Here is a 2,102-nt window from a genome sequence, read left to right on the forward strand (position 1 = left end):
TTCGCCGCGCCCCGCTCGTCTCCGGCCCCCCACTTGGTAGGGCAGCGCTCCTCCCTGGAGGGTGGTGTCCAGGACTGCGCGTGAGCCACTTGCCCGTGTTCGGCAAGCGCGCCGATGAATGAGAACGAAAGGCCAATCGTCTGGATGATCGTGACGACTCGCATGGTACTCCTTCGCTTTGAAGAGTCTATACCGTGTCCCGTTCGGGTAGCGAAAGGATACCCCTCCGAGCCTCGCCGTCGTGGTCGAGCTGATAGAATCCGCCTTCACGACGATTCGGCCGCGACGGGAGGATGATCTGATGAGACCACGTTCCTGGATGCTCTCCCATACGAGAACGTGAACCTGGCCGAGCTGAATCCGTACGGAACCCCGCCGCACCTACGGAATTGAGACGCCCGAGAAGCGAGCGACCAGACCGCCGTGATATCTTCGCGAACGTCGTGCGTCAGGAGGAGCTCATCGTGATCACGAATGCGGGTGGCTCACCAAAGCGCGGCACGATTCTTCCGTGCGTCGTGCTCGTGCTGGCCGCGGGCGCAGCCGCGACCGCGCAGGAGCGCGGTAACTCGTTTGGCGAGTGGCGCACCATCGGTGGAGACGCTGGGCACACTCGCTACTCACCTCTGGATCAAATCGATGCCGGCAACTTCGAGGATCTCGAGCAGGCCTGGCTATGGAGAGGAGACAACTTCGGCCCGACGGTCGACTTCCTCTTCCGATCGACTCCCATTTACGTCGATGGATTGCTGTACACCGTGGCCGGGTACCGCCGCACCGTCGCCGCAATCGATCCGGCGACCGGTGAAACGATCTGGACGTACCGCGAGCCTCACACGACTCGCTACGAGCGGGGCATGCGGAACAACTACGGGAAGGGCGTAGCCTTCGCCGAAGTGGACGGCCGCGGCGTGATCTTCTACACGAGCCCCGCTTTCTTCCTGCACGCTCTCGATGCCAAGACCGGCCGACATCTTCAGGGATGGGGAAAGCCGGTGCCGCTACCTGGCTTTCCCGAGAGCGGCATCGTCGACATGCTCCCCGACCTCGTTCGTGACTGGGAGCCCTGGCTCGACTCCGGTTACACCTACGACCCGGATCGAGGAATCCCGAAGGACCTCGGAAACCTGAGCACCTCGTCGCCTCCGATCGTCGTGAACGGTGTGGTCGTCGTGGGGAACGTCCATGAGCAGGGCTACTATCAGACGCGCATCGAGAACATACCGGGCGACATCCTTGCCTACGACGCGGGAACCGGAAAGTACCTCTGGAAGTTCCACGTCATCCCTCGACCGGGCGAGTTCGGTCACGAGACCTGGGAGAACGATGCCTGGAAGACGATAGGAGATGTCTCTTCGTGGGCGCCCATGTCGGCCGACCCCGAGCGCGGTATCGTCTATATTCCCACCAATCCGCCGACGCTCGACTTCTACGGCGGGTTCCGGCCCGGGGACAATCTCTTTGGAACCAGCCTTCTCGCCCTGGACGTCGCGACGGGCGAACGGCGATGGCATTCTCAGCTGGTCCACCACGACATCTGGAACTACGATATTCCGACGGCTCCCGTCCTTCTGGATGTTGACGTCGATGGCCGCCCGAGCCCGATCGTGGTCCAGACTACCAAGCAAGCCTGGGCCTTTACGTTCGACCGGGAGACGGGAGAGCCCGTCTGGCCGATCGAGGAGCGTGAGGTCCCCCAGTCGGATCTCCCGGGGGAGAAGCTTTCACCCACGCAGCCGTTTCCCACCTGGCCCTCGCCTTATGACCTGCAGGGGTTGACCGAAGACGATCTTATCGATTTCACGCCCGAGCTCCGGCAGGAGGCGTTGGACATCGTCAAGGATTACAAGATCGGACCCATCTTCAACGCGCCGATTCAGACGGACCATCCCTCCGGCCTTCGTTCGTTCGTGCTCTGCCCCAACGGTGCGACGAACATCTATGGTCCCACGTCCGCAGACCCCGAGACCGGAATCTTGTACGTTTCGTCTCAGACAGGCTGCCGATCCGAGAACATCGTTCCCGGTGAAGTCATGGACGAACCGGACGATCCGAAGACAACGGGGACGACCATCGCGAGATGGGTCGTTGCGAATCGCGGA

General features: G+C 62.1%; 1 protein-coding gene. It reads left to right on the plus strand.

Features of this window, described 5'->3' with window-relative positions:
* Positions 1–464: 464 nt before the first annotated feature.
* Positions 465–2,102 (plus strand): hypothetical protein (locus tag VEK15_16425; protein HXV62288.1); only part of this gene is annotated, 1,638 nt, incomplete at its 3' end.

The sequence above is a fragment of the Vicinamibacteria bacterium genome (assembly GCA_035620555.1).
Classification (GTDB): domain Bacteria; phylum Acidobacteriota; class Vicinamibacteria; order Marinacidobacterales; family SMYC01; genus DASPGQ01.